General features: G+C 60.7%; 23 protein-coding genes. 15 read left to right on the top strand and 8 right to left on the bottom strand.

Annotated elements, in window-relative coordinates:
* Positions 1-22 precede the first annotated feature (22 nt).
* The 3 genes from ftsX to ftsY are packed head-to-tail and all read right to left on the bottom strand — an operon-like array spanning position 23 to position 3188.
* Positions 23-1045 (bottom strand): permease-like cell division protein FtsX, encoded by a 1023-nt coding sequence (gene ftsX, locus AB4Z35_RS05510; protein WP_442096275.1) that lies wholly within the window; start codon positions 1043-1045, stop codon positions 23-25.
* Complete coding sequence (gene ftsE, locus AB4Z35_RS05515; protein ID WP_007975383.1) at positions 1042-1713, bottom strand: cell division ATP-binding protein FtsE; 672 nt, start codon at positions 1711-1713, stop codon at positions 1042-1044. Before ftsE ends, ftsX begins: the two co-directional genes overlap by 4 nt.
* Positions 1710-3188 (bottom strand): signal recognition particle-docking protein FtsY, encoded by a 1479-nt coding sequence (gene ftsY / locus AB4Z35_RS05520; RefSeq protein WP_442096276.1) that lies wholly within the window; start codon positions 3186-3188, stop codon positions 1710-1712. The genes ftsE and ftsY overlap by 4 nt, the downstream gene beginning before the upstream one ends.
* A gap of 343 nt (positions 3189-3531) precedes the next feature.
* Between ftsY and AB4Z35_RS05525 the strand changes: the two genes are divergently transcribed.
* From AB4Z35_RS05525 to AB4Z35_RS05555, 7 genes are all read left to right on the top strand, one after another.
* Positions 3532-4887 carry a M16 family metallopeptidase gene (locus AB4Z35_RS05525; RefSeq protein WP_442096277.1) on the top strand — a complete coding sequence of 452 codons (1356 nt, stop codon included), beginning with the start codon at positions 3532-3534 and terminating at the stop codon, positions 4885-4887.
* Positions 4880-6370 (top strand): M16 family metallopeptidase, encoded by a 1491-nt coding sequence (locus AB4Z35_RS05530; protein ID WP_442096278.1) that lies wholly within the window; start codon positions 4880-4882, stop codon positions 6368-6370. Before AB4Z35_RS05525 ends, AB4Z35_RS05530 begins: the two co-directional genes overlap by 8 nt.
* Complete coding sequence (gene rsmD, locus AB4Z35_RS05535; protein ID WP_442096279.1) at positions 6370-6966, top strand: 16S rRNA (guanine(966)-N(2))-methyltransferase RsmD; 597 nt, start codon at positions 6370-6372, stop codon at positions 6964-6966. Before AB4Z35_RS05530 ends, rsmD begins: the two co-directional genes overlap by 1 nt.
* 126 nt (positions 6967-7092) lie before the next feature.
* Positions 7093-8439 carry a M16 family metallopeptidase gene (locus AB4Z35_RS05540; protein ID WP_442096280.1) on the top strand — a complete coding sequence of 449 codons (1347 nt, stop codon included), beginning with the start codon at positions 7093-7095 and terminating at the stop codon, positions 8437-8439.
* A gap of 28 nt (positions 8440-8467) precedes the next feature.
* On the top strand, positions 8468-9877 hold the full coding sequence (locus AB4Z35_RS05545) for a M16 family metallopeptidase (protein ID WP_442096281.1): 1410 nt from the start codon (positions 8468-8470) through the stop codon (positions 9875-9877).
* 97 nt (positions 9878-9974) lie between these two features.
* Entirely contained in the window at positions 9975-10970 is a 996-nt protein-coding gene (locus AB4Z35_RS05550; protein WP_442096282.1) for a hydrolase, read from the top strand.
* 3 nt (positions 10971-10973) lie between these two features.
* A complete protein-coding gene (locus AB4Z35_RS05555) occupies positions 10974-11813 on the top strand; it encodes an AraC family transcriptional regulator (protein WP_116261520.1) in 840 nt (279 codons plus the stop codon).
* A gap of 121 nt (positions 11814-11934) precedes the next feature.
* Here the strand turns inward: AB4Z35_RS05555 and AB4Z35_RS05560 are convergent, their stop codons facing one another.
* Positions 11935-12789: a sulfurtransferase gene (locus tag AB4Z35_RS05560; protein WP_007995479.1), complete on the bottom strand. Its 855-nt coding sequence runs from the start codon at positions 12787-12789 to the stop codon at positions 11935-11937.
* A 32-nt stretch (positions 12790-12821) separates the two neighbouring features.
* Positions 12822-13493, bottom strand: coding sequence for a TetR/AcrR family transcriptional regulator (locus AB4Z35_RS05565; protein ID WP_442096283.1), 672 nt, complete (start codon positions 13491-13493; stop codon positions 12822-12824).
* A gap of 146 nt (positions 13494-13639) precedes the next feature.
* On the opposite strand from AB4Z35_RS05565, the gene AB4Z35_RS05570 reads away from it, so the two are divergent.
* The 5 genes from AB4Z35_RS05570 to AB4Z35_RS05590 all read left to right on the top strand — a co-directional run bounded on the left by AB4Z35_RS05570 (position 13640) and on the right by AB4Z35_RS05590 (position 18378).
* Positions 13640-15070, top strand: a complete 1431-nt coding sequence (locus tag AB4Z35_RS05570) for a coniferyl aldehyde dehydrogenase (RefSeq protein ID WP_442096284.1) — start codon at positions 13640-13642, stop codon at positions 15068-15070.
* A gap of 28 nt (positions 15071-15098) precedes the next feature.
* Complete coding sequence (locus AB4Z35_RS05575) at positions 15099-15644, top strand: twin-arginine translocation pathway signal protein (protein WP_442096285.1); 546 nt, start codon at positions 15099-15101, stop codon at positions 15642-15644.
* Positions 15645-15771: 127 nt separating this feature from the next.
* Positions 15772-17367 (top strand): GMC family oxidoreductase N-terminal domain-containing protein, encoded by a 1596-nt coding sequence (locus tag AB4Z35_RS05580; protein ID WP_442096286.1) that lies wholly within the window; start codon positions 15772-15774, stop codon positions 17365-17367.
* Between the two features lie 115 nt (positions 17368-17482).
* Positions 17483-17962, top strand: a complete 480-nt coding sequence (gene coaD, locus AB4Z35_RS05585) for a pantetheine-phosphate adenylyltransferase (protein ID WP_045059801.1) — start codon at positions 17483-17485, stop codon at positions 17960-17962.
* A 164-nt stretch (positions 17963-18126) separates the two neighbouring features.
* Positions 18127-18378 (top strand): YfhL family 4Fe-4S dicluster ferredoxin, encoded by a 252-nt coding sequence (locus AB4Z35_RS05590; protein ID WP_003195146.1) that lies wholly within the window; start codon positions 18127-18129, stop codon positions 18376-18378.
* 144 nt (positions 18379-18522) lie between these two features.
* On the opposite strand, the gene mutM is transcribed toward AB4Z35_RS05590, so the two are convergent.
* Together mutM and AB4Z35_RS05600 are read right to left on the bottom strand one after the other, a co-directional pair.
* On the bottom strand, positions 18523-19335 hold the full coding sequence (mutM, locus tag AB4Z35_RS05595) for a bifunctional DNA-formamidopyrimidine glycosylase/DNA-(apurinic or apyrimidinic site) lyase (RefSeq protein WP_007995486.1): 813 nt from the start codon (positions 19333-19335) through the stop codon (positions 18523-18525).
* Between the two features lie 42 nt (positions 19336-19377).
* Positions 19378-20247 carry an HDOD domain-containing protein gene (locus AB4Z35_RS05600; protein ID WP_442096287.1) on the bottom strand — a complete coding sequence of 290 codons (870 nt, stop codon included), beginning with the start codon at positions 20245-20247 and terminating at the stop codon, positions 19378-19380.
* A gap of 153 nt (positions 20248-20400) precedes the next feature.
* On the opposite strand from AB4Z35_RS05600, the gene AB4Z35_RS05605 reads away from it, so the two are divergent.
* From AB4Z35_RS05605 to ilvD, 3 genes are all read left to right on the top strand, one after another.
* Positions 20401-21597, top strand: coding sequence for a class I SAM-dependent rRNA methyltransferase (locus tag AB4Z35_RS05605; RefSeq protein WP_007995488.1), 1197 nt, complete (start codon positions 20401-20403; stop codon positions 21595-21597).
* A 132-nt stretch (positions 21598-21729) separates the two neighbouring features.
* Positions 21730-22929: an MFS transporter gene (locus AB4Z35_RS05610; protein WP_442096288.1), complete on the top strand. Its 1200-nt coding sequence runs from the start codon at positions 21730-21732 to the stop codon at positions 22927-22929.
* 258 nt (positions 22930-23187) lie between these two features.
* Complete coding sequence (gene ilvD, locus AB4Z35_RS05615; protein ID WP_442096289.1) at positions 23188-25029, top strand: dihydroxy-acid dehydratase; 1842 nt, start codon at positions 23188-23190, stop codon at positions 25027-25029.
* 387 nt (positions 25030-25416) lie between these two features.
* Here the strand turns inward: ilvD and AB4Z35_RS05620 are convergent, their stop codons facing one another.
* A complete protein-coding gene (locus tag AB4Z35_RS05620; RefSeq protein ID WP_442096290.1) occupies positions 25417-26472 on the bottom strand; it encodes a haloacid dehalogenase-like hydrolase in 1056 nt (351 codons plus the stop codon).
* Between the last annotated feature and the right edge of the window lie 160 nt (positions 26473-26632).

Genomic DNA, 26632 nt, shown 5'->3' on the forward strand with positions numbered 1-26632 from the left:
GGTCAATACGAGCAAAATGATACTACTTAGGCGCAAGCTCCCTCAGGTGGCGTGCGACTGCAATCCATGCACCGATATACCCCAACAGCACCGCGCCAAGCAAGAGAGACAGACCGTCGGCAACTGGCACTCCAGCCAGCGCAAAATCACTGCCGTACAATCCGGCCAGCCCCACCACGGCGTCGTTCAGCCAGTCAAGACCGAACGCCAGTACGCCCCAGGACAGAATCCCCGCACCGAAGCCATACAGCGCACCCATATATAGAAAGGGCCTGCGTACATAGCTGTCAGTGCCGCCAACCAGTTTAATCACTTCTATCTCTGTGCGGCGGTTTTCAATATGAAGACGAATGGTATTGCCTATCACCAAAAGTAATGCAGAAACCAGAAGCACGGTCAGACCGAAGACAAAACGATCACCCAGCTTGAGGATGGCTGCCAGGCGCTCGACCCAGACTAGATCAAGTTGCGCCTGTTGTACCTTCGGCAGCTCGGATAGTTTTTGTCTTAATGCTTCAAGGGCCGGCTTGTCGACTTCGGTCGGCGTCACCAGTACCACGCCCGGCAGCGGATTCTCCGGCAATTCCTTGAGCGCCTCGCCCAGACCGGACTGTTGCTGGAACTCTTCCAGCGCCTGCTCCCGACCCACATATTCGGCATCGGCCACGCCAGGCATGCCCTTGATCTGATCGCGCAGCGATTCGCCTTCGACCGGCCTGGCCTCAAGGTCCAGATACAGGGAAATCTGCGCCGCGCGCTGCCAGGAACCGCCCAGACGCTCGACGTTACCTAGCAAAAGTGACAGCCCCATGGGCAAACTCAGGGCCACCGCCATCACCATGCAGGTGAAAAAACTGCCGATGGGCTGTTTGCCCAGGCGACGCAGGCTGTCCACCAGGCTGGCGCGATGGCTTTCGATCCAGGCACGGAACAACGTGGCGAAGTCCGGCCCGTCGTCATCGTCGCGCTTTTTCTTTTGCGGTTGCGGATCGGCGGCTTTCGGGGCCACTCGCTCGGAAACCTTGGGGCTACGTGTTGCACTCATACGGCCGCCTCCCCGTCACCGATCAATCGACCACGTTGCAGCGTCAGCATGCGATGGCGCATGCGGGCGATCAGGGCCAGGTCGTGACTGGCGATCAGCACGCTGGTACCCAGGCGATTGATATCTTCGAACACACCCATGATTTCGGCGGCCAGACGCGGGTCGAGGTTACCGGTCGGTTCGTCCGCCAGCAGCAAGGCCGGGCGATGGACGATGGCGCGGGCGATGCCGACGCGCTGCTGCTGACCGGTGGACAGGTCGCCCGGGTACAGATCGGTTTTATCCGACAGCGCCACGCGCTCCAGTGCCGAGTCCACGCGCTTGGCGATCTCGGCCTTGGACAGGCCCAGGATCTGCAAAGGCAACGCAACGTTATTGAACACCGTGCGATCGAACAGCAACTGGTGATTCTGGAACACCACGCCGATCTGCCGACGCAAGAAAGGAATCTGCGCGTTGCTGATGGTGCTCAGGTCTTGCCCGGCGAGCAGCAACTTGCCACTGGTCGGGCGCTCCATCGCCAGCAACAGGCGCAATAGCGTGGATTTACCGGCGCCGGAATGGCCGGTGACAAACAAGAACTCGCCACGACGGACTCGAAAGCTCAGCTCATGCAAGCCGACGTGACCGTTCGGGTAGCGCTTACCGACCTGTTCGAAACGAATCATGAACGCTCCCGCTCGGCAAACAATGCCTGGACAAAGGGTTCTGCTTCAAAGGTACGCAAATCGTCGATGCCTTCGCCGACACCAATGTAGCGGATCGGCAAGCCAAACTGCTTGGCCAGGGCGAAAATCACCCCGCCTTTCGCGGTGCCGTCGAGTTTGGTCAGCGCCAGGCCGGTCAGTTCGACGGTCTGGTTGAATTGCTTGGCCTGGTTGATGGCGTTCTGGCCGGTACCGGCATCGAGGACCAGCAACACTTCGTGCGGCGCGTCGGCATCGAGCTTGCCGATCACCCGGCGAACCTTTTTCAACTCTTCCATCAGGTTGTCTTTGGTGTGCAGGCGACCGGCGGTGTCGGCGATCAGCACATCGATGCCCCGGGCCTTGGCGGCCTGCACGGCGTCGAAAATTACCGAGGCCGAGTCGGCGCCAGTGTGCTGCGCGATCACCGGAATCTTGTTGCGCTCGCCCCAGACCTGCAATTGCTCCACCGCCGCGGCGCGGAAGGTGTCGCCAGCGGCCAGCATGACTTTCTTGCCTTCCAGTTGCAGTTTCTTGGCCAGCTTGCCGATGGTGGTGGTCTTGCCGGCGCCGTTGACGCCAACGACCAGAATCACGAACGGCTTGTTCTGTGAGGAGACTTTCAGCGGCTGCTCGACAGGCTTGAGCATGGCGGCCAGCTCGGCCTGCAGGGATTTGTACAGGGCATCGGCGTCGGCCAGCTCTTTGCGCGCAACCTTCTGCGTCAGACGCTGAATGATCACCGACGTGGCTTCGACACCCACGTCGGCGGTCAGCAAACGGGTTTCGAGGTCTTCGAGCAGTTCGTCATCGATGACCTTTTTGCCCAGAAACAGGCTGGCCATGCCTTCGCCGATACTGGCGCTGGTCTTGGACAGACCCTGCTTGAGGCGGGCGAAGAAACCGGCTTTGGTTTCTTCGGTGCGTACGGGCTCGACCGGGGTTTCGACGGGAGCGATGACCGGCGCAACTACAGGCTCAGGCGCCTGGACAACCGGAGCAATCGGCGCCACTGGTTCGATCACAACCGGCTCAGGCTCAGCCATAACGACGGGTGCAACTGCCGGTTCGACCACAGGCGCTTCAACCGGCGCAGGCGCAAAAGCAGTTGGCGCCGGAATCGGTGGCGTCACGTGGGGTGCCAGGTCATTTTCGACCAGCGCCACCGGTTCTTCCGCGACGGGTAAGGCCAGCCACGGCTCAGCAGCGGTGGTCAGCGGCTGTTCGATGATCTCGCCGGCAGGCTCGGCCTGCGCTTGCAGCACCGGCTCGGCAATCGGCAGGACAACCGGTGCGGGCGCTTCTTCTATTACCGGGACCGGTGCGGGCGCGGGTTCAGGAATGACTGGTGGTTGTTCGACGACGGCTTCCTGCGGCTTTTTGCGCAGCCATCCGAACAGGCTTTTCTTCTCGCCAGCCGCAGCTGGGGTCTTCTTGTCGTCGTTGGAACCAAACATGGAGGACGGCTATCTCACGGTAGCGACGCGCCAATGGCGCCTCGGCAAATAAAAATTCGATGCAGAACAGACTGCGATTGACGCAGCTTGTTCACGCGCAACATTTTGTCGAGGTGAACAACGCCACCTCAAGGAAACGATTTCACACGGGACAGATGCGGCAAAATCGGCGAAAAAGCGGAGTTTAGCTGATAAATATCCACACTCCGTCGCAAACCCATACAACCTGATCAAACATGAGTGCCTGATAGGCGTGGCCGCCAGTAAAACGGATCAGTATCCTAGCACCCTCTCGCCCGCTGACGCTAAGAACAAGCGGGCAGCCCCAAAGGTTTAAAAACGAATGAATGCTCTTGCCCGCCGCGCCGCAGGCCTGCTCCTCAGCACAGTTTTCCTGCCCCTTTCGGCCATGGCCGCCGACCCGCAACCCACCCACGAATTCACCCTCGACAACGGTCTGAAGGTGATCGTACGTGAAGACCACCGTGCGCCCGTGGTGGTTTCCCAGGTCTGGTACAAGGTCGGCAGCAGCTACGAGACGCCGGGTAACACCGGTCTGTCCCACGCCCTGGAACACATGATGTTCAAGGGTAGCGAGAAAGTCGGCCCCGGCGAAGCCTCGCTGATCCTGCGCGACCTCGGCGCCGAAGAGAACGCATTCACCAGCGACGACTTCACCGCGTACTACCAGGTGCTGGCCCGCGATCGGCTGGGCGTAGCCTTCGAACTGGAAGCCGACCGCATGGCCAGCCTGCGCCTGCCGGCCGACGAGTTCGCCAAGGAAATCGAGGTCATCAAGGAGGAACGTCGCCTGCGCACCGACGACAAGCCGATGTCCAAGGCCTACGAGCGCTTCAAGGCCATGGCCTACCCGGCCAGCGGCTATCACACGCCGACCATCGGCTGGATGGCCGACCTTGAGCGGATGAAAGTCGAAGAACTGCGTCACTGGTATCAGACCTGGTACGTGCCGAACAACGCCACGCTGGTGGTAGTTGGCGATGTCACCCCGGACGAAGTCAAAACCCTGGCCCAACGCTACTTTGGCCCTATCGCCAAGCGTGATGTGCCGGCCGCGAAAAAACCGCTGGAACTGGCCGAACCCGGCGAACGCCAGATCACCCTGCATGTGCAAACCCAACTGCCAAGCCTGATGCTGGCCTTCAACGTACCGAGCATTGCCACCACCGAAGACAAACGCCTGGTCAATGCCCTGCGCCTGATCTCGGCGCTGCTCGATGGCGGCTACAGCGGACGCATCCCGACGCAACTGGAGCGCGGAGAAGAACTGGTGTCTGGCGGTTCGTCGAGTTATGACGCCTACACCCGTGGCGACAGCCTGTTTACCCTGTCGGCATCGCCAAACACACAGAAACACAAGACCATCGCCCAGGCGCAAGCCGGTTTGTGGAGGCTGCTCGACCAGCTGAAAACCACTGCACCAACCGCCGAAGAGCTGGAACGCGTACGCGCACAAGTCATTGCCGGCCTGGTCTACGAGCGCGACTCGATCACCAGTCAGGCCACGGCCATCGGCCAACTGGAAACCGTCGGCCTGTCATGGCAACTGATGGACACCGAACTGGCCGATCTGGAAAGCGTGACCCCGGAAGATATCCAGAAAGCCGCCAAGCTGTATTTCACCCGCGAACGTCTCAGCGTCGCCCATGTACTGCCTCTGGAGACGACTCATGAGTGAGCGTAAACCCTCCCGCCTGGCCCTGATCGGCCTGGTCGCCGTCGCCATTGTCGGTTCCGCCGCGTTCTATTTGTCGCGCCCTGGCCAAACCAATGCCAGCGAAGCCCTGGACAAGGCCAAGGCCAGCCAGAAACTGCAATCACTGACCGAACTCAACGGCAAGGCCCCGGACCACCGCAAGCTGGACGTGCAGACCTGGAACACCGCCGAAGGCACCAAGGTGCTGTTTGTCGAGGCCCATGAGCTGCCGATGTTCGACATGCGCCTGATCTTCGCTGCCGGCAGCAGCCAGGACGGCGATGCACCGGGCGTGGCGGTGTTGACCAACGCCATGCTCAACGAAGGCGTGGCCGGTAAAGACGTCGGTGCCATTGCCCAGGGCTTCGAAGGCCTGGGCGCCGATTTCGGCAACGGCGCTTATAAGGACATGGCAATCGCTTCGCTGCGCAGCCTGAGTGCCAAGGACAAGCGCGAGCCGGCCCTGAAGCTGTTCGCCGAAGTCATCGGCAAGCCGACTTTCCCTGCAGATTCGCTGGCCCGCATCAAGAACCAGATGCTCGCCGGTTTCGAATACCAGAAACAGAACCCCGGCAAACTGGCCAGCCTGGAGCTGATGGACCGCTTGTACGGTGATCACCCGTACGCGCATTCCAGCGACGGCACGGCGAAAACCGTACCGGCGATTACCCTGGCGCAACTGCGTGCTTTCCACGAGAAAGCCTATGCGGCCGGTAACGTGGTGATCGCGCTGGTCGGTGACCTGTCCCGCGCAGAAGCCGAGGCGATTGCCGCACAGGTTTCCGACGCACTGCCCAAAGGCCCGGCCTTGCCGAAAATCGCACAGCCTGTCGAACCCAAGGCCAGCGTCGGCCATATCGAGTTCCCGTCCAAGCAGACCAACCTGATGCTCGCGCAACTGGGCATCGACCGTGACGATCCGGACTACGCAGCGTTGTCCATGGGCAACCAGATCCTCGGCGGTGGCGGCTTCGGCACCCGGTTGATGAGTGAAGTGCGCGAGAAGCGCGGTCTGACTTACGGCGTGTATTCGGGCTTTACCCCGATGCAGGTACGCGGTCCGTTCATGATCAACCTGCAAACCCGCGCCGAGATGAGCGAAGGCACCCTGAAACTGGTGCAGGACGTGCTCGCCGACTACCTTAAAACCGGTCCGACCGAAAAAGAACTCGACGACGCCAAGCGCGAACTGGCCGGCAGCTTCCCGCTGTCCACCGCCAGCAACGCCGATATCGTCGGCCAACTGGGCGCCATCGGTTTTTACAACCTGCCGTTGAGTCACCTGGAAGACTTCATGCAACAGTCCCAGGCCTTGACCGTCGAGCAGGTCAAAGCCGCCATGAACAAACACCTGAGCACGGACAAAATGGTCATCGTCAGCGCTGGCCCGACCGTGCCGCAAAAGCCGTTACCGGCCCCTACTGATAAACCTTCCGAGCAGCCGCTCGGGGTTCCGGAGCATTAATGGCCAGTCCAAAAAAACCCGCCAAAAACGTCCACAACGGCGTGAACCAGCTGCGCATCATCGGCGGCGAGTGGCGCAGCCGCAAGTTGAGCTTCCCCGACGCCCCAGGCCTGCGCCCGACGCCAGACCGGGTGCGTGAAACCCTGTTCAACTGGCTCGCACCTTATGTGCCGGGCGCCAAGGTGCTCGACCCGTTTACCGGTAGCGGCGCGCTGTTCCTCGAAGCACTGTCCCGTGGCGCGGCCATGGGCCAGGCGCTCGACGCCAGCAACATCGCGGTGTCCAGCCTGAAGGAGCACCTGGGCACCCTGCGGTGCACCAACGGCCAGGTCCAGAGCGCCGACGCCCTGCGCTACCTGGAAACCCAGACAGCAACGGCCTACGACCTGGTGTTCCTCGACCCGCCGTTCAACCAGAACCTGCTGCCCGCCGTTTGCAAGTTGCTCGAAGAGCGCCAATGGCTGGCCGAAGATGCCTGGGTGTACACCGAAAGCGAGTCCGCGCCGTCGACCCTGGGCCTGCCGGAGAACTGGCGCCTGCACCGGGAGCAGAAATCCGGGCGCGTGTACTACTCGCTGTGGCAACGAAGCGCCTGACACTCCGGCGAGATGACGGCTCCCGAGTCGATTGCGGAGTGCACTACATAGTTACCGCCTGACACCTTTGCGGATGATCCACAGTGGTTTGCGTAAATACCTGCAAACCACTGAGGATGTACACGGATGAACATCTCCCGCAGCACGTTGGTGCTGTCCTTTATCGCCTGGTTGCCGCTCATGGCTGCCGCGGCATCACCTCCTGCAACACAAGAGTTCTCGCTGGATAACGGTCTCAAGGTTGTCGTGCGCGAGGACCACCGCTCCCCCATCGTCACCGCCCAACTCTGGATAAAGGTCGGTTCAAGCTACGAACCACCCGGCCAGTCGGGCCTGTCCCACGCCCTCGAACACATGGTGTACAAGGGCAGCAGCAAAGCCTGCGCCGGAGAATTCGCGGCGATATTGGAGAAGCTTGGTGCCAGTGAAAACGCTTCGACTGGCACGGACTACACAACCTTTTACCAGACATTGGCTTCCTCCCGGACAGGCGTCGCTTTCGAAATACTGGCCGACCTGATGAGTACGGCCGAGCTGGATGCACAAGACTTCGCACTGGAGCTCAAGGTCATTCAGGAGGAGCGCCGGATGCGCGTTGATGATGAAATCACCGCGTCGGCTCACGAACGACTGAACAGCATCGCCTACCCGGCCAGCGGCTACCGCACCCCGACGCTTGGCTGGATGCACGACCTGCAACGAATGAACGCCGTTCAATTGCGTCAGTGGTATCAGGCCTGGTATGCGCCGGGCAATGCCACGCTGGTGGTCGTTGGCGATGTTGCGCCTGAGCGGGTCAAGGTGCTGGCGCAGCAGTACTTCGGCCACCTGCAGCGGCGCGTGACACCTGCGGCGCTTGCCCCCGTCGAGCTGGCTTCTGCCGGTGAACGGTCGCTGACCCTGCACGCGCCGGTGGCGTCCCCGCGCCTGATCATGAGCTTCAACGCGCCCAGCCTGGCCACGGCACTGGATCGTCGGACCGTCCATGCCCTGCGCTTGCTCAATATGTTACTGGCCGGATCCAGTAGCGCGCGGATCAAACAGCAACTGCAACTGAGCGAGGCGATATTCACTGAGGCCCACTCAGAGTACGACGCCTTCAATCGCGGCGATTCGTTGCTGACCATCTCCACACAACTCAATCCGGACAAGCTCAACGACCCTGACGAAGCCCTCGCCCGTCTGTGGCAAGTGATCGAGTCACTGAAAAGCAAGGCCCCGGAACCGGCAGAACTGGAGCGCGCGAAAAACCTCCTGATCGCTAACACGGTTTATGTGCAGGATGATCTGGAAAGGCAGGCTAACAACTTGGGCCTGCTGGAAACCATTGGCCTGGACTGGCGGCTGGCCGATCAGGATACGGATGAGCTGAACAAGGTCACGCCCCTGGATATTCAACAGGTCGCGAAGACTTACCTGATGCGTGAGCGCCTGAGTACCGCGAAAATCTTGCCGGAGAAAAACAATGGATAAGCTCAAAGGCCTCATCAATGGATTGATCATGGCCGGCATGCTGTTGAGTGCTCAGGCCCATGCCGCTGCAATCACGGCGCTCCAGAAACCAGTGCTGCAATCGCTCAATGAACCACAGACTCCGGCTATCCACCGCACGCTGTCGATCAAGGGCTACAAAACTCTCAGCGAAACGAAGATCCTGTTCATCCGCACCCCTGGTCTGCCGATGTTTGATGCCTTGGTGAGTTTTGCTGCCGGTAGCGCCCACACCCCGCATCAACCCGGCCTGGCAGCGGTGACCTTCAGCCTTTTGAATGAGGGCGTGGCGGGCAAGGACGTCAACGCGATACAGGCGACGTTCGATAATCTGGGTGCAAGGCTGGGTATGGACATAAGCCAGGATCGGAGCCTTTTTTCCCTGCGCAGCCTCAGCGACGAAGCCCGGCGCACTCCGGCCCTGGAACTGTTTGCTCAGGTACTCGGCAAGCCGTTGCTGCCTGAGGAGTCCTTGCCTGCGGTGAAATCCCAGTTGCAGTATTTCCTGGACCTTGAAGATCAGTCCCATGCCTTACAAGCCCGACAAGCGAACCTTGGCCAGCTGTTTCCCGGCCACCATTATGCTCAGTCCCTCTACGGAACCCGAGCCGGACTTGCCTCCATCACCCGCACCCAGGCACAAGCCTTCCATCGCATGGCTTACACAACAGGCAACGCCCTGATCACGCTGGTCGGCGACCTTACGGAGGAGGAAGCCCAGCGCATTGGTGCGCAGATATCCGCTGCATTGCCCCAGGGGCCGGCCATTGCCGCAATCCAGCCTGTGACAAGCCCGGGGTCCCCAAATCTGCTGCGCATCGAGCGTCCATCCACCCAGGCTTACCTGCGGCTTGCCCAGCCAAGCGTCCTGCGAAGCAGTCCGGACTACGTAGCGCTCAGGATGGCCAGCCAGATTTTCGCCACGCGGCTGATGAATGAACTTCGTGAACGTCGAGGGCTGACCTATCACGTGGAATCCGACCTTTCAGCCCTTCAGGCACACGCAGCACTGAGCATTGAATTGCAGACCCGACCGGAGCAAGCCGATGCCGTGGTGACCCATATCAAGACGATGTTCAGCGACTTCCTCGCTCAAGGGCCGACCCAACAGGAACTCGACGATATCCAACAGCATTTGGCCGGTAGCGCACCATTGGGCCGCGCTACCAATGCGCAGATTTTGGGCCAGCTGCACAACATTGGCGTCCATGATCTGCCACTGGATCTCGACTTTTCCACACAAGCTGCCTTGAAGCTGAACCCCGCATCAATCAAAAACGCGCTGAACCGACATCACCACGCCGAGCAATGGCGCGTTGTCATCCTGGGGCCGAAGACAGATCAACAATCGCTGCCAGCACCGAGCGAAAGCGCAACCAATACCATGTGTCGCGCACCCGGCAAGATTGTGGCAAGTTAGTTACCCACGACGACGCGGTCGCGGCACTGTCCCGCCGCGTCTTCGGACAGATTCATGATCACTTTCCCCGAGAATAGCTGTGCACCGGCACCCCGCAATGTCCCAACGGCCGTCCTTCACCCCCGCCTTCGGCCTCGGTAACCCGCACTTGCAAACCTTGTGGGGGCCGCTGTGGCGAAAAACCGTGCACATCGGCCGCGAACGCGAACGTCTTTGGCTTGAAGACGGCGACTTTCTCGACCTCGACTGGCACGGCCCGCACAGCGCCGACGCACCGTTGGTGCTGGTGTTGCACGGGCTCACCGGCTCGTCGAATTCGCCTTACGTGGCCGGTATGCAAAAAGCCCTGGGCAACCGAGGTTGGGCCAGCGTCGCGCTGAACTGGCGCGGTTGTTCGGGCGAACCCAACCTGTTGCCGCGCAGCTACCATTCCGGTGCCAGCGAAGACCTGGCCGAAACCATCAGGCACTTGCGGGCCAAACGACCTCTCGCGCCACTGTATGCAGTGGGTTACTCACTGGGCGGCAATATCCTGCTCAAGCATTTGGGCGAGACCGGCAGCGATAGCGACTTGATGGGCGCCGTGGCGGTGTCGGTGCCGTTCCGCCTGGACCATTGCGCCGACCGCATCGACCAGGGTTTCTCAAAGGTCTATCAGGCGCATTTCATGCGCGAGATGGTCGCCTACATCAAGAACAAGCAGCGCCAGTTCCAGCACGATGGACGCGAGGATGGCCTAGCCGCATTGGCCGCGCTTGGCTCGCTGGAAAACATGCGCACGTTCTGGGATTTCGATGGCCGGGTTACCGCGCCGCTGAACGGTTTTGTCGATGCCGAGGATTATTATCGCCGCGCCTCGAGCCGCTACTTCCTCGGCGAAATTCGCACGCCAACCTTGATGATACAGGCCGCCGACGACCCCTTCGTGTTTCCCCACAGCCTGCCGCACGTCGATGAATTGTCCGCTTGCACGCAATTCGAACTGCAGGCCAAGGGCGGGCATGTCGGCTTCGTCGACGGCACGCTCAGGCAACCCGGTTACTACCTTGAGCGGCGCATCCCCGAGTGGCTGGCCGCCACAGGACGCGCTTGAATCATGGGCGCAAATCAAGGCGAGTCGATCCACTTCTGGCAAACCCCGCCACTGGCCGGGGTGGAGTTGTTGTCCGCCCGCTACATCGATCATCGTTTCGCGCCCCATGTGCATGACGGCTATGTGATCGGCATGATCATGGCCGGTGCCCAGCGCTATCGCTATCGCGGTGCCGAACACCTCGCGGGCAGCGGCACGCTGGTGCTGATCAACCCCGATGAATTGCACACTGGTCACAAAGGCACCGAGGATGGCTGGCTTTACCGGGCGTTTTATCCCGACAGCGGGCAGATAACCTCGCTGCTGGCCGAACTCGAACTGCCAACCCATCACCTGCCGGCCTTCGGTGCCACGCTGTATCGCGATCAGGATCTGGTGAACGGCTTCTGCCAACTCCATCGCTTGCTGGAAAGCCCGGCCACCGCATTGCAGCAACAAACGGTCTGGCGCGAACTGGTGCTGTCGTTGCTGCAGCGTCATGCGGCGGTGCCCGATGCCGATAGACCCGGCAAGGAACACCGGGCCGTGAGCCTGGCCAAGGAATTGCTGCACGCACAACTGGCAGCTCCGCCCTCACTGGAGGCGCTGGCGGCGGCGGTCAATCTCTCGCCATTCCATTTCGCCCGGGTGTTCCGCCGGGCCACCGGCATGCCGCCGCACACCTGGCTGATGCAACAGCGCATCGCCCGGGCCCGGGCGCTGCTGCAAAGTGGTTGTCTGCCGCTGGAAGTCGCGACGCAACTGGGGTTTGCCGATCAGAGCCATCTGAGTCGGCAGTTCAAGCAAGTGTATGGGGTTGGACCGGGGGCGTATCGCACAGCCCGGCAACTGCCCGGTTCTTGATGACAGCTGCGGTCAATGTGGGAGCGAGCCTGCTCGCGATGGCGGTATCACAGTCAGCATCTCCGTTGGCCGACACACCGCAATCGCGAGCAGGCTCGCTCCCACAGGGGATTTGTGGCGTTTATTCGCCCGTGGCAACGCCCCGCGCAGGCTCGTTGATCCATTCGCTCCACGACCCCGCATACAACGAGCCAAGTGGATAACCGGCCAGGCACAACGCAAACAGGTTGTGGCACGCCGTCACGCCGGAACCGCAGTACGCCACCAGATCATTCGGCGAACGATCGCCCAGTTTTGCGGCGAAACGCTGCTTGAGCTGATCGGCCGGGAGGAAGCGCCCGTCGCTGCCCAGATTGTCGGTAAACGCCGCACATTGAGCGCCAGGAATGTGCCCGGCAACCGGATCGATCGGCTCCACTTCACCCTTGAAACGCGGCAGTGCGCGGGCATCGATCAGGGTCAGTTCCGGACGGGCGAGGCGCTTTTGCAGCTGCTCGGCACTGATCAGCAACGCCGTGTCAGGACTGCCAGTGAAGGAGCCACGAGTGATAGCCGGCGCATCCAGACTCAGCGGCAAACCGGCCGCGTGCCAGGCCTTGAGGCCGCCATCGAGGATGAACACACCGTCGCGCTTGCCCAACCACGCCAGCAACCACCAGGCCCGCGCGGCATAGGCACCCGGGCCGTCGTCATACAGAACCACTTCGCTATCGACGTTGATGCCAAAGGCTTGCAGGCGCTCGATCAACTGCGCCGGCTCGGGTAACGGATGACGCCCGGTCACGCCCTTGACCACGGCGCCACTCAGATCACGCTCAAGGTCAGCATAGCTCGAACCGGCGATATGCCCTTCGGCATAGCTGCGTTGACCGTAATCCGGGTCTTCGAGGGCAAAACGACAATCCAGAATCACCAGCCCCGGCTGGTCCTTTTTCAGGTCCAGTGCTTGCGGGCTGATCAGTTGCGCAATGGGCATAACGGGCTCCTGTGATTAAGTCGGCCTTGATCCTACTGTACTTCTTCCAGCGCCTGGGCCAGGGGCACGTAAAACTCTTCGAACAACGCATTGACCGCATCGCGGGACTGATCCGTGACGAACCCGGCTTCCAGCACCAGTACCTGATACACACCGCGTTTAATGGCTTGCTCGCTGAGGTGGCTGGAGTTCTCCCGCGTGGTACACAGGAAACGCACCCAGGACGTGAGGATGATCCAGGCATTGAGCGTCAGGGATTCGATTTGCACCTTGTCCATCATCAGGATACCGGCGGCGACAAAACCTTCGTAGATCGCCCCTCCCTGGATCAGACAGCGCTGGGAAAAACGTCGATAGCGGTCGGCCAGGTCCGGGTCGCTGTCGAGCAAATGTTCGAGATCGCGATGCAGAAACCGGTAGCGCCACATCGCCGCCAGCAGTTCCTTGAGGTAGAAGCGCTTGTCTTCCACCGTGGCGGCACGGCCCTGGGGCGGGCGCAGGAAGCTGTCCACCAGGCTTTCGTACTCGCTGAACAGCACGGCGATGATCGCCTGCTTGTTCGGGAAGTGGTAGTACAGGTTGCCCGGGGAAATTTCCATATGGGCAGCAATGTGGTTGGTGCTGATGCTGCGCTCGCCCTGTTGATTGAACAGCTCCAGGCTGTTCTGCACGATGCGCTCGCTGGTTTTGATCCGTGGGGCCATTGGCTTGAGCTTTAATTCAGAGTGCGTTGACGGGCATCTTAGATCTATCCGCGAGCGGATAAAACAAAGCTGTTCCAGGATGTCATTTGACTTTATAGAGCATAAACTCTAGAAAATGCCTCATTACAATAAATCCGGAGCCGACCATGACTGCTGAAATTTCCTACCTGCAGAACCTACAGCAGCCGCTGGAAGAGCTTCAGGCCCTGTTCGACGCTCAGCGTGCCGCCTACGCCGCCAACCCGATGCCTCCGGCTGCGCAACGCCTGCAATGGCTCAAGGCGCTAAAGGATTTGTTGAATAATGAACGCCAGGCCCTGATCGATGCGATCAGCCAGGACTTCAGTCATCGCAGCGCCGATGAAACCCTGCTCGCCGAGCTGATGCCCAGCCTGCACGGCATCCATTACGCCAGCAAACACCTCAAGGGCTGGATGCGAGCCTCGCGGCGCAAGGTGGGCGCAGCCTTCCAGCCAGCGTCGGCCAAAGTCGTTTACCAACCGCTGGGCGTGGTCGGGATCATCGTGCCGTGGAACTACCCGCTGTACCTGGCCATCGGTCCGTTGGTCGGTGCGCTGTCGGCGGGCAATCGGGTGATGCTCAAGCTCAGTGAATCGACTCCCGCTACCGGCTTGCTGATGAAGCAGTTGCTGGCGCGCATCTTCCCCGAAGACCTGGTTTGCGTGGTCCTGGGCGAGGCCGATATGGGCGTGGCGTTTTCACGCCTGCCGTTCGATCACCTGCTGTTCACCGGTGCCACCAGCATCGGCAGACATGTGATGCGCGCCGCCGCGGAAAACCTGACCCCGGTAACCCTGGAGCTGGGCGGCAAGTCCCCGGCCATCGTTTCCCGCGACGTGCCGCTCAAGGACGCCGCTGAGCGCATCGCCTTCGGCAAGACCTTGAACGCTGGCCAGACCTGCGTGGCCCCGGATTATGTGCTGGTGCCGGAGGATCGCGTCGGAGGTTTCGTCGAGGCCTATCGCACTGCCGTTCGCGGGTTTTATCCAACGCTGGCCGACAACCCGGACTACACCGCGATCATCAATGAGCGACAACTGGCGCGTCTCAACGGTTACATCAGCGACGCCACCGGCAAGGGTGCGCTGCTGATGCCGCTGTTCGACCAGGGCCAGGGCCGCCGGATGAGCCATAGCCTGCTGCTCAATGTCACTGACGACATGACGGTGATGCAGGACGAGATCTTCGGGCCGCTGCTGCCGATCGTGCCGTACAAGGATCTGGATCAGGCATTTGCCTACATCAACCGGCGCCCGCGCCCACTGGCGCTGTATTACTTCGGCTACGACAAGCGCGAACAACAGCGCGTGCTGCACGAAACCCATTCCGGTGGCGTGTGCCTGAACGACACGCTGCTGCATGTCGCCCAGGACGACATGCCGTTCGGCGGCATCGGCGCCTCGGGCATGGGCCACTACCACGGCCATGAAGGTTTCCTGACCTTCAGCAAGGCCAAGGGCGTGCTGATCAAACAGCGGTTCAATGCGGCGAAACTGATCTACCCGCCGTACGGCAAATCCATCCAGAAGCTGATCCAGAAGCTGTTCATCCGCTAACGATCATCACCGTCGGGTAATAACAATAATGAACCCAAGCCTGTCCGATTCACCCGCGCTGTCACGGCGCGGGCTGCTTAAATTCAGCCTCGGCGCCACAGCCTTTCTTGCCACTGCCGGGTTGGGCGCCAGCCTCAGCGGCTGTTCGTCAAGTGTCCCGGCCAGTGGTTTCACCACGTTACGCAGCGGCGACCTGCTGTTTTTGCGGGCGTTGATCCCGGTCATGCTCGACGGTGCCGTAACCCCCGAACGGATGCCCGAGGCTGTCGAGGGCACACTTCAAAGCCTGGATTACAACCTCGCCCACCTGTCGCCGGAAATGCTCAAGTTGACCCGGCAACTTTTCGATGTGCTGGGCATGGCCGTGACCCGCGGACCGTTGACCGGGATCTGGGGCAGTTGGGAAAACGCCAGCGCCGACGATATCCGGCTGTTTCTGAACCGCTGGGAAAACAGCTCGTTGAGCCTGTTGCGCATGGGTCACAGTTCCTTGCTGCAACTGGTGATGATGGCCTGGTATGGCCGCAAGGAATCGTGGGCGCATTGCGGGTATCCCGGGCCGCCCACTGTCTGATACCGAGTCGCCCCCTTCGCGGGCAAGCCCGCTCCCACATTGACCGTATGCCCCTGTGGGAGCGGGCTTGCTCGCGAAGACGCCAGCCGCCACTGCACATTCCCAACAATAAAAAGAGAACCCGAAGATGCCCGTACCCGATCCGTTCCGCGAAGGCATGGCCCGAGGCTGGAAAACCTGCAACGGCTCGCAACTGACCCAGGACCTGACACTCGAAGCGGACGTTGCGATCATCGGCAGCGGTGCCGGCGGCGGCACCACCGCCGAAATCCTCAGTGCGGCCGGCTACAAGGTGCTGCTGATCGAGGAAGGCCCACTCAAGACCAGCAGCGACTTCAAGATGCTCGAAGACCAGGCCTACAGCAGCCTCTATCAGGAAGGCATCGGCCGCATGAGCAAGGACGGCGCGATCACCATCCTCCAGGGCCGGGCGGTGGGCGGCACCACGCTGATCAACTGGACCTCCAGTTTCCGCACCCCGGAGCCGACCCTGGAACACTGGGCCAAAGAACACAACGTCAAGGGCCACAGCCCGGCGGAAATGGCGCCGTGGTTCGAGAAAATGGAACAGCGTCTGGGCGTCGCGCCGTGGATGGTGCCGCCCAACGCCAACAATGATGTGATCCGCAAGGGTTGCCAGGAGCTGGGCTACAGCTGGCATGTCATCCCGCGCAACGTTCGCGGCTGCTGGAACCTCGGCTACTGCGGCATGGGTTGCCCGACCAACGCCAAGCAATCGATGATGGTCACCACCATTCCGGCGACCCTGGAAAAAGGCGGCGAGCTGCTTTACCTGGCCCGCGCCGAAAAACTCACGATCAGCGGCGACAAGGTCACGGGCCTGCAATGTTCGGCGATGGATGAACGCTGCGTCGCGCCGACCGGGCGCACCATCACGGTCAAGGCGCGGCATTTCGTGCTGGCCGGTGGTGGCATCAACAGCCCGGCCTTGCTGATGCGTTCCGGTGCGCCTGACCCGCACAAAAGCCTGGGAAAACGCACGTTCCTGCACCCGGTGAACATGTCCGCTGCGTTGTTCGACGAAGTGGTCAACCCGTTCTACGGCGCGCCGCAGTCGATCTATTCTGACCATTTCCAGTGGCAGGACGGCACCACCGGCAAGATGTCCTACAAACTGGAAGTCCCGCCCCTGCACCCGGCGCTGGCCACGACGTTGCTCGGTGGTTTCGGCCAGGAAAACTCACAGCATATGGCCAATCTGCCCCATACCCACGCCATGCTGGCGTTGCTCCGGGACGGTTTTCACCCGGACAGCCCCGGTGGCAGCGTTCAATTGCGCAGCGATGACACGCCAGTGCTGGATTATCAGCTATCACCGTACGCCTGGGATGGCTTACGCCGGGCATTCCACAGCATGGCCGAGATCCAGTTTGCCGGTGGCGCCAAGGCCGTCATGCCGATGCACGCCGACGCCCGTTACGTGAAGACCCTCGCCGAAGCCCGCACGCTGATCGACGGCCTGAGCCTGGAGCTGTACCGCACACGCCTGGGCAGTGCCCATGTGATGGGCGGTTGTGCCATGGGTGAAGACCCGACAAAAGCGGTGACCGACAGCCTCGGCAGGCATCATCAACTGGGCAATCTGTCGATTCACGACGGCTCGCTGTTCCCCACCAGCATTGGCGCCAATCCGCAGCTATCGGTCTACGGGCTGACGGCGCAACTGGCGACATCCCTGGCCGAGCGTTTAAAAAACCCATGAAAATAGCGATTATTCCCATCGTCTATAGTGCTTTCTTACCCAACAGGCGACTTGGCCGACCGGGAAGGCTGCGATACCATCCGACTCCCCAACGGATTCCCGCCAGGACGACGCGATGAACCGAGTGTTGTACCCAGGTACCTTCGACCCTATTACCAAGGGCCATGGCGATCTGGTCGAACGCGCCTCGCGCCTGTTCGATCACGTGATCATCGCCGTCGCCGCCAGCCCCAAGAAAAACCCGTTGTTTCCCCTGGAACAGCGTGTGGAACTGGCGCGCGAGGTCACTAAACACCTGCCGAACGTTGAAGTCGTCGGCTTCTCGACGCTGCTGGCGCACTTCGCCAAAGAGAAGAATGCCAACGTGTTCCTGCGTGGTTTGCGCGCGGTGTCGGACTTCGAATACGAGTTCCAGCTGGCCAACATGAACCGCCAACTCGCGCCGGATGTGGAAAGCCTGTTCCTGACCCCGTCCGAACGTTACTCGTTCATTTCCTCGACGCTGGTCCGTGAAATTGCTGCCCTGGGCGGCGATATCACCAAGTTCGTGCACCCTGCGGTGGCCGACGCCCTGACCGAACGCTTCAAGAAGTAGGAGCGAGCCTGCTCGCGATGGACGTAAACGTTGACGCGTAAAACCGGATAGACCGCGGTGTCAGATGGTTTTTCGCGAGCAGGCTCGCTCCCACAGCGCCAATGCGGCACAATTGTACGCATTGGTTTATTGCGCCCGGGCCTGCCGCCCCGGCTGGAGTTAGCATGTCCCTGATCATCACCGACGATTGCATCAACTGCGACGTCTGCGAGCCCGAGTGCCCGAACGCCGCCATTTCCCAAGGCGAAGAGATCTACGTGATCGACCCGAACCTGTGCACCCAGTGCGTCGGCCACTACGACGAACCGCAGTGCCAGCAGGTCTGCCCGGTGGATTGCATTCCACTGGACGAAGCTCATCCGGAGACTGAAGAGCAGTTGATGGAGAAGTACCGCAAGATCACCGGCAAGGCTTGAATGTTGTAGTGTTCTTTCGGGCGTCATCGCGAGCAAGCTCGCTCCCACATTAGATCTGCGCCGTTCACAACTCCCCTGTGGGAGCGAGCTTGCTCGCGATGGGGCCATCAGTCACGCCGAATCTCTAACGGATTGCCGCGCATATCAGCTCTGACAACGCGGGCAAAAGACGCTGGCACGCTGCCCGAGCTTCACTTCCCGCAACCCCGTGCCGCAGACCTTGCAGTGTTCGCCGCCGCGGCCGTACACGAACAGTTCCTGCTGGAAATAACCAGGCTGACCGTCACCGCCGATAAAGTCCCGCAGCGTGGTACCGCCGCGCTCGATGGCGGCCGCCAGGATGCGCTTGATCTCGATGGCCAGTTTCAAATACCGCGCACGGGAAATGCTCTTGGCTTCGCGGCGCGGGTCGATCCCGGCGGCGAACAACGCTTCGGTCGCATAGATATTGCCGACGCCCACCACCACCGCGTTATCCATGATGAACGGCTTGACCGCCATCGAACGTCCACGGGACTGCTGGAACAGGCGCTCGCCGTCGAACAGGTCGGTCAGCGGCTCAGGTCCCAGGCGGATCAGCAATTCGTGATTGAGCGGATCGAGACTCCAGAGCATTGCGCCGAAGCGCCGCGGGTCGGTGTAACGCAGGGCCAGGCCCGATTCCAGCTCGATGTCCACATGCTCATGCTTGGCCGCCGGCAACCCGGCCTCCACCAGACGCAAATTGCCTGACATGCCCAAGTGGCTGATCAAGGTGCCGACTTCGGCATTGATCAGCAGGTACTTGGCGCGCCGCTCCACCAGCACGATGCGCTGCCCGGACAAGCGCACATCGAGGTCTTCGGGAATTGGCCAGCGCAAGCGGCGTTCACGCACGATCACCCGGCTGACACGCTGGCCTTCCAGGTACGGCGCGATGCCGCGACGGGTGGTTTCGACTTCTGGCAATTCAGGCATGGCGCTCTCGGATCAGGCGCATGGCCTGGAAAGGTCCGACACTCAACGATGAGTGCCGAGGTCGCGGATCGTCTGTTTGAGGGTCTCGAAGTCGTAGTCCGAAAGGCCGACATAGTCGAGCACCAGCGGCGCGATACTGCTCCACTCGTGATCTTCGGTCTGATTGCCCAACACCCGGTACGACGCACAAATGTGCTCGGCCATCTTCAGGATCGCCAACAGGTTCTTCAACGCACTGTTGCGCGAAGATTCATCGCTGAATATCGCCAAAGCATTGTGGTGATTGGCGATCGCGGCGCTCACGTGTTCCGGCAGGCGCCAGGACTTGGCCGTGAAATACCCGACCACCGAATGATTGGTATTGAACACCAGGTTCTCCGTGTCCACCACCCGGCATTCGGCACTGGCGTTGGCATAGGCCTGCTCCAGAACGCCCATGTAGTCCGGGAAACGCTGGAGCATCAAGGGCACGCCGCAGTCGTGGAACAAGCCCAGGGCATACGCCTCGTCGCCATTTTCAACACCGGTGCGCTTGGCCAGGGTCAGGCAGGTCATCGCCACGTCCTGAGCGGTGTCCCAGAAACGGTTCAGGGTGACAATGGTGTCGTCATTCATCTCGCCCTTGATCGACATCGCATTGATCAGGTTGATGACCGAGCGGCTGCCCAGCAGATTCACCGCACGCTGGATCGAGGCAATCTTGTTGCTCAGCCCGTAATACGGCGAATTGACGATCTTCAGCAGGGAACCGGAAAGGCCCGGATCCTGGGATATCAGCTTGGCAATGACTTCCAGATCCGGGTCGGGCATGTACTGCTCCATCTGCAAATCCACCATGATCTGCGGCTGGGCCGGTACGCTGATGCCCTGCAGGGCTTGTTGGATCTGTTCGGAAGTCAGCTCTTGGGACATGTGCACACACTCTGGGTCAGACGGCGATTCTAACCTTTATGAAGTTGGATCCGACATACCAAATCGCAAGACAACACTCGCCACATGTCCACTTGCAGGCCAATCCGGGGGCTCAACACGCTATACTCCCGCTCTTTTTTCCGGAGCGACGACATGTCCCTGCCTAGCCTGCGCCTCAAAGCCAACGCCGACCGTCGTCTGCGCAACGGTCACTTGTGGGTCTACAGCAACGAAATCGATGTAGCCGCTACGCCTTTGCACGGTTTCAAGGCCGGCGACCAGGCGATCCTCGAAGCCGCCGGCGGCAAGCCGTTGGGCATCGTTGCCATGAGCCCGAACAACCTGATCTGCGCCCGTGTGCTGTCGCGCGACATCAAGCTGCCGCTGGACAAATCGCTGCTGGTACACCGCCTGAACGTGGCCCTGTCGTTGCGCGATCGCCTGTTCGACAAGCCGTTCTATCGCCTGGTCTACGGCGACTCCGACCTGCTGCCAGGCCTGGTGGTTGACCGTTTCGGCGACATCCTCGTGGTGCAGATCGCCTCGGCGACCATGGAAGCCCATAAAGACGACGTGATTGCAGCGCTGACCCAAGTGCTCAAGCCGAGCGGCATCCTGTTCAAGAACGACTCCGCTGCCCGTGATGCCGAAGGCCTTAACCGCTACGTCGAAACCGTGTTCGGCCTGGTACCGGAGTGGGTCGCGCTGGAAGAAAACGGCGTGAAATTCGAAGCACCGGTCATCCAGGGCCAGAAAACCGGCTGGTTCTACGACCACCGCATGAACCGCGCACGCCTGGCACCGTACGCCAAAGGCAAGCGCGTGCTGGACCTGTACAGCTACATCGGCGGCTGGGGCGTGCAGGCTGCCGCGTTCGGCGCCAGTGAAGTGTTCTGCGTCGACGCGTCGGCTTTCGCACTCGACGGTGTCGAGCGCAACGCTGCTCTGAACGGCTTCGCCGAGAAAATGACCTGCATCGAAGGCGACGTGTTCGAAGCCCTCAAAGAGCTGAAAGCCAGCGAAGAACGCTTCGACGTGATCGTGGCCGACCCGCCGGCGTTCATCAAACGCAAGAAAGACATGAAGAACGGCGAAGGCGCCTACCGCCGCCTGAACGAGCAAGCCATGCGCCTGCTCACCAAGGACGGCATCCTGGTCAGCGCATCGTGCTCGATGCACCTGCCGGAAGACGACCTGCAGAACATCCTGCTCACCAGCGCCCGCCACCTGGACCGCAATATCCAGATGCTCGAACGTGGCGGCCAGGGCCCGGATCATCCGGTGCATCCGGCGATTGCTGAAACTCGCTACATCAAGAGCATAACCTGCCGGTTGCTGCCGAACAGCTAACCGCCATTTGATTGTGGGAGCGAGCCAGCTCGCTCCCACAACAAATTCAGAACGGTCCCACACTTCCTGTATTGACTACCCTGTTCATCAAGTCGACTCTCGGTCACCCCTCACGGATCGAGCGCGCTATCGATGACCCCTTCCCCGCACACCGCGAAAAAATCGTCGCTCATCCTGTTGTTGATGACCATGACGCTCCTGGGTGTTTTCCCTCTGGACGTGGTGCTCCCGTCCTTTCCCGCGCTCTCTGACTACTTCCGGACCTCAGCGTCCGACATTGCCTTTTCTGTCAGCCTGTTCGCCATTGGCCTTGCGCTATCGGTGGTGCTGGTCGGACCGCTATCGGATTTGTGGGGACGCAAGAACCTGTTGCTGATCGGGATCGCCATCTCGACGGTCGGCGCAACTGGCTGCCTGCTTTCCAGCGAATACAGCTGGTTTCTGGTGTTTCGCGTCATCCAGGCAGTGGGTTGCGGGTCCTTTGTGCTGTCACAAGCGCTGATTCAGGATTTGTTTGTCGGCAGGGAACAGGAGCGAATCAGGATCTGGATGACGACCGGCGGCGGGGTGTTCATTTCCATATCGCCGCTGCTCGGAACCTGGCTGCAATTACATCTGGGCTGGGAGGGCAGCTTCTATGTCTTTATCGGGTTGGCGGTCATTGTCTGGATAAAGGCTGGCGTCCTGCTCAAGCAAACCCCGCGCAATCGTAAAGCGTCGCCCGGGCGATTTTTCACTGCCTATTGGCGGCTGTGTTCCGATCTGCGCTTCGTGGGTTATTGGCTTATTTCCGGCCTGGCCTTTGCCTGCCATTTTTCATTCATCGTCATTTCGCCGATCATTTTCATGGAGCGCCTGGCACTCTCGCCTTACGAATTTGCCTGGGCATTGTTGCTGTACGGCGTTGCTTATGTAGTCGGCGGGATAGTTGCCAGCGCGCTCCATCGGCGTCTGCCGGCCAATTCGCAGATAGTTATCGGTCTGGGACTGATCGCACTGTCGGGACTGGTCATGCTGTGGCTGGCGAATCAGTTCGGGCTCAATGCCGCTACGGTGCTGATCCCCATGCTCATTTGTACGGCTGGCACCACCATTGCCAGGCCTATCGCCAATTCCAAAGCCATGACCCTCTATCCACAGGATGCCGGCACGTCCTCCTCGGTTGGCGGTGTGATGATTTTCATGTGCGGCGGCGTGATCAGCGTGGTGATCAATCTCGCATCTGAAGACCTGACTACCGCCCTCTCCTTGTGTTTCTTGACCCTGAGTGCCGCAGGTCTTGGTTTGAACGCACTGATCATGCAGCGGAATCTGGCACTGAATGTGAGTTGAGACACGCCGGTCGTCATCCAGCACACGCCACCGGCGCTGGATCCACGCATCCCGGCATTCCCTCCAGCCGCCAGCCGTGTAGAATCGCGAACATTCATCGCCAGTCATCCCCGGCGGGTTTATGAGCTCAAGCTGAAGCGCGCGGCGATCCCGCAAAGTTATCGGCAACTTCCGGACACGCGGCCATTTCTGAGTGTTCCAGACGTCAATAGAAGCTCACTTCCCTTTTGATACCTGATTAGCCGCCCGGAGTGCTTCATGCCTGATTACCGCTCGAAAACATCCACCCACGGCCGCAACATGGCCGGTGCCCGCGCACTGTGGCGCGCCACGGGGATGAAAGATGACGATTTCAAGAAGCCGATCATCGCCATTGCCAACTCGTTCACCCAGTTCGTACCGGGCCACGTGCACCTGAAAGACCTGGGCCAACTGGTCGCCCGCGAAATCGAACGCGCTGGTGGCGTGGCAAAAGAATTCAACACCATCGCGGTCGATGACGGCATCGCCATGGGCCACGACGGCATGCTCTATTCGCTGCCGAGCCGCGAGATCATCGCCGACTCCGTCGAGTACATGGTCAACGCCCACTGCGCCGATGCGATCGTGTGCATTTCCAACTGCGACAAGATCACCCCGGGCATGCTGATGGCGTCCCTGCGCCTGAACATCCCGGTGATCTTCGTCTCCGGCGGCCCGATGGAAGCCGGCAAGACCAAACTGGCCAGCCACGGTCTCGACCTGGTCGACGCCATGGTGATCGCCGCCGACTCCAGCGCTTCTGACGAGAAAGTCGCTGAGTACGAGCGCAGCGCCTGCCCGACCTGCGGCTCGTGCTCCGGCATGTTCACCGCCAACTCGATGAACTGCCTGGTCGAAGCCCTGGGCCTGGCACTGCCGGGCAACGGTTCGACCCTGGCCACCCACAGCGACCGCGAGCAGTTGTTCCTGCAGGCCGGCCGCACCATCGTCGAGCTGTGCAAGCGTTACTACGGCGAGAACGATGAGTCGGTGTTGCCGCGCAACATCGCCAACTTCCAGGCGTTCGAAAACGCCATGACCCTGGACATCGCCATGGGCGGTTCCACCAACACCATCCTGCACTTGCTGGCCGCCGCCCAGGAAGCCGAGATCGATTTCGACCTGCGCGACATCGACCGTCTGTCCCGTCACGTGCCGCAACTGTGCAAGGTCGCGCCGAACATCCAGAAGTACCACATGGAAGATGTGCACCGTGCCGGCGGGATCTTCAGCATCCTCGGCTCGCTGGCCCGTGGTGGTTTGCTGCACACCCAACTGCCGACCGTGCACAGCCACAGCATGGAAGAAGCCATCGCCAAGTGGGACATCACCCAGACCACCGATGAAGCCGTGCACCACTTCTTCAAGGCCGGTCCGGCGGGCATCCCGACGCAAACCGCGTTCAGCCAGTCGACCCGCTGGGAAACCCTGGACGACGACCGTGAAAACGGCTGCATCCGCAGTGTCGAGCACGCTTACTCGCAAGAAGGCGGCCTGGCCGTTCTCTACGGCAACATCGCCCTGGACGGCTGCGTGGTGAAAACCGCTGGCGTCGACGAGTCGATCCACGTCTTCGAAGGCAACGCCAAGATCTTCGAAAGCCAGGACAGCGCCGTACGCGGCATCCTCGCCGACGAAGTGAAAGAAGGCGACATCGTCATCATTCGCTACGAAGGCCCGAAAGGCGGCCCGGGCATGCAGGAAATGCTGTACCCGACTTCGTACCTGAAATCCAAAGGCCTGGGCAAAGCCTGCGCCCTGCTCACCGACGGCCGTTTCTCCGGCGGCACCTCGGGCCTGTCCATCGGCCACGCTTCGCCTGAAGCGGCTGCCGGCGGCGCGATCGGCCTGGTGCAGGACGGCGACAAAGTGCTGATCGACATTCCGAACCGCTCGATCAACCTGTTGGTCAGTGATGAAGAACTGGCTGCACGTCGAGTGGAGCAGGACAAGAAAGGCTGGAAGCCGGTGGAAGTGCGTCCACGCAAAGTGACCACCGCACTGAAAGCCTACGCCCTGCTGGCGACCAGTGCCGACAAGGGTGCTGTGCGTAACAAGGCGATGCTTGACGGTCTGTAAGTCTGTGGCGAGGGGGCTTGCCCCCTCGCCACATGAGTATTCCCACATTACATATGGGAATACTCAAAAAATGCCCGGCCAAGTGCGTAATGCCGATCAGTTAAGCCACAACGCAATCTGTAGCAGCTGGCGTAGCCTGCGTCCGGCTGCGCAGCAGTCGTAAAATCGGAGTTCGCGGTACCTCAGAGAGATCGTGCGAGCCGGATCTACGACTGCTGCGCAGCCGGACGCAGCCTTCGGCAGCTGCTACAAGGAAGGCGGTTCGCCTGACTGATCGGCATTACGCCAAGTGCGGGGCATTTTTTTGCCTGATACAAATCTCCCAAACAGGGGGAGATCAACTGTGGGAGCGAGCAAGCCCGCTCCCACATGGGGTTTATGCAGCCTTTATTGAATCTCTTCCGGCTTGACGATCACCCAGTTCTTGTCGGCAGTCACCGTCAACCCTTCCTTGGCCTGGGCTGCGGCGTTCTTGGCCATCATGCCGTTGATCTGGGTCATGTACTTGTCCTTGCGGTTGACCCACAGGTGGATGCCGCCCTTGGCCACGTCAACACTGTGGAACAGCATGTAGCCGTCGCTGCTCGGGGTGTCGCCGCCGACCAGCACCGGTTTTTTCCACTCATCGATGTAGGTCAGGATCGCCGCGTGCTTGCCCGCCATCCAGGTTGCCGGGGTCCACAGGTACGGGGTCAGTTCCAGGCCGAGGTTGGCCTTCTCGTCATATTTGCCAGCCGTGACCTGCTTGCGCGCGGTGGTCAGCTCGCCAGTCTTCGGGTCCTTGAGCAGCAGCGATACGCCGATCACGTTCTGCGGTTTGACGTTGTAGCCATACTTCGGATCGGCCGCGACCATGCGCACCAGTTCTTCGGAGGCGGCGGTCATCACGTAGACCTCGATGCCGTTCTCCATCAGCTTGTTGTACAGCTCTTGCTGGCCGGTGAAGATCTTCGGTGGGTTGACGTCGAGTTTCTTGACCACGTCGCCTTCGTAATAAGTGGCCGGCACCGGTTTGCCGGACGCCATCATCTCGTCGACGTAGCCCTTGAGTTCCTTGAGGGTAAAGCCTGAGAACACCTGGGCGACCCATGGATAGCAAACCATGTCGTCGACTTCACAGAGGCGGTAGTAGTAGCTGAACAGGCTTTCCTTGTGGTCAGCGGTGTCCTTGAACGGCATCAGTTTCAGGGAGGGATCGAGCTTGTCGCGGGTGATCAGGCCCTTGTTCTCCATGAATGGCAGCAGCGACTCTTCGAGGTCGTAGCGGTAACTGGTGTTATCCATGTCGAACACCGCGTAGTTACCCTTGTTGGCGTTGGCCGCGATCATCGCGTCCAGCGCCTTGGCCTGATCGGCTGGCCAGTGCTTCAAATCCGTTGCGAGTACCTGACCGGCGAGGCCGAGGCAAAGTGCTGCTGCCAGAAACTTCGGTGCGAACTTCATTAGCGCTTCTCCCTGAATGAAAGACATCGACGCTAACAAATAAGTGTGACAGTCCTCGTCTGTCAGCGACCGTCCGCGTCCCTTTCGCGCCAGTTGCATTTCTGACAGCGACATCCGCTTATTCCAAAAACGACGGACACCCTGCGTTTTTGATATTAAT

Source organism: Pseudomonas sp. KB_15 (assembly GCF_052114525.1).
Classification (GTDB): Bacteria; Pseudomonadota; Gammaproteobacteria; order Pseudomonadales; family Pseudomonadaceae; genus Aquipseudomonas.